This is a genomic window from Methylobacterium sp. Leaf100 (assembly GCF_001422845.1).
Classification (GTDB): Bacteria; Pseudomonadota; Alphaproteobacteria; order Rhizobiales; family Beijerinckiaceae; genus Methylobacterium.
This window is the reverse complement of record NZ_LMMW01000055.1, coordinates 1-2,072: the sequence shown is the minus strand read 5'-3', so window position 1 is coordinate 2,072 and position 2,072 is coordinate 1. Positions and strand designations below refer to the sequence as shown.

The 2,072-nt window shown below is 44.0% G+C and carries 1 protein-coding gene and 1 pseudogene; both read right to left on the bottom strand.

What is annotated here, in order from left to right:
* Nucleotides 1-183 precede the first annotated feature (183 nt).
* Nucleotides 184-1,671: a hypothetical protein gene (locus tag ASF25_RS22990; RefSeq protein ID WP_156369058.1), complete on the bottom strand. Its 1,488-nt coding sequence runs from the start codon at nt 1,669-1,671 to the stop codon at nt 184-186.
* Nucleotides 1,672-1,736: 65 nt separating this feature from the next.
* Nucleotides 1,737-1,939: pseudogene (locus tag ASF25_RS22230) on the bottom strand (integrase core domain-containing protein); the annotation flags it as partial.
* Nucleotides 1,940-2,072 lie beyond the last annotated feature (133 nt).

The window sequence follows — 2,072 nt, the reverse complement described above, 5'->3', positions numbered from 1 at the left end:
AGGCTGACGGCATCCCGCTCTCCTTGAAAAGCCCGACATCGAATCAGATCCGCAGCCCGCCCGATACCCCATGATTCAACCCAACCGGACACGGCTCTAGGCCGCGTTCCAAGCTCATCCTCGTACATAAATAGCCTCACACACGGTTTATAACACACTGTAAACAAATTTTGACTGATAGATTTAGAACTTTTTTCGAAAGAAAAGGCGAAGCATTGATAGGAATGCGAAGCGCGAAAATGTTGAAGATAGGCCGACTTGTAACACCCCGCCATCATCTATGAAAAATCCTAGGATGGAGCCCTTACATTCTTTGCAGAACAAGTTAAATATTTTCTCCTTCATCTCTTGTGAGAGTAACAGTTTTTTTAGAACCGCCTCTATAATCGGCTCAATATCCGCTGATCCATGATGCCTGGGATGCATCAGAAAGAGGGTTTTACTCAATAAATTCTCTTCAGTTATGTAGTCCAGCTCCCACATAACTCCATCAGTATTGTCCAAACAGATGATAATCGCCTTTGATGACGACATGATACTAGAAGCGCCTGATCTCCAATCTTCACTTTCGAAATATCCTCTGGCTGCCCCGTAAGGTGGTGTTTGATCCCTCGGATTCCCCAGTCCGACGACCGGCCCATAGTTTGTGCCTTCTTCTACAAGGAGAACGTCTAATTTGTTCTCACGAGTCCCCACCTCAAACATTTTGCCAAGAATGGAGAGGCGCGGTTGTGCTAGCTGCACTTGGTCATCGGAAAATGGCCTTAAGAACGTTACAGGAGCACGTAAATCGGCGTGCTGCAGCTCAGACAATGAGCTTAGCGCTTGCGTCCGTCCTACTTTCCGGGCTTTAGAGCCCAGTAAGAGCGATGCTACTGCTATACAAACTGTCGATAACGGCATAATCACTGCAATCATCGAGAGTTTCAAGGAATCGTTTTGATCTGTATTAAATAAAGAGCTGCCAAATACGATGGATATGCCGATTACTGGCATAGAAAATAGCAATGTTGCTAAAAATACTGTGTACATAGACGATGAAAAGACAAACAACATCAATACTCTCAGTCTATTGAATTTCACGTTATCGATTGAGAACTTTAACCCGATCGTGCGTGAAAGCGCAATTTTAGAAAAATAGGCGGTTTTGTATAGCTCTGCTGCAATTAACCTCTGACTATCATCAATTTTGAGGCACCAAAATGCTCCTCTCAAAAAGTCATACAGTAAAATAAAAAAAAATCCCGCAAATATTAGCCCACCAAGTGAAAATAGTAGTATGGCAATGTCAAACTTAATTAAATTTGCGTAAAGTACGCCTCCTAACCAAGTGATCAGAAATGGTATTGCAAAGATTGAATATACAACAACAATGATAGCAGGAACTTTCGATAATCTGCAAACAGCCACGCCAAGTGTGTATGATGTAAAAACATATAAAAATAATGCTAATACATTCAAGACAAGATTTGATGTCGGTGTTGCACCCTGCTTGCCGTTGAAAAAAATAATAAACATACCCACCAAACTCAATGTAATAAACAACAAAAAGGACAAAACCCAAAAAGATCTATATGCATTTACAATAGAATATGTTGCTTTGATAATTTTCTCGTAATAGTCGAGCTCAACATTAATAGTTCGATTTATTGTTGCGTATCGCTCAGCCATGCACTCGTCCTGTATGCTAAGAGACTTCGACCTAACCGGTATTTTAGACTGGGCCAGATGAGAGGCTACTGCATGTTGGCGGCCATGGGTAGTTGGAAGGCCAGATCCGGGAAAGTGACGGGCGCAGGCAGTTGGTAGACCAGCGACGAATGCGGCTGGACGCGGTTGTAGGTATTTTGCGAGGGCTAATCATGACCTGCGCCTCCTTCAGCGAGTAGAAGATCTCCTGTCTCAAGCAATCGTTGTGAAGCTTGCCGTTGAATCCCTCGTGATCTTGCCCCCTGATCTGCCATCATTCTGAAGCTAGAGCTGTTGCCGTTCAGGTTGGGTCATAAGCGTCGTATCCTGCGGCGGTGATGTAGTTTCGGCATTCGGTTGGGCGGAAGGCGTCGAAGGCGTTT

Excerpts from the sequence above, each read along its gene's own strand:
- ASF25_RS22990 (WP_156369058.1), bottom strand. The coding sequence starts at position 1,671 with ATGGCTGAGCGATACGCAACAATAAATCGAACTATTAATGTTGAGCTC.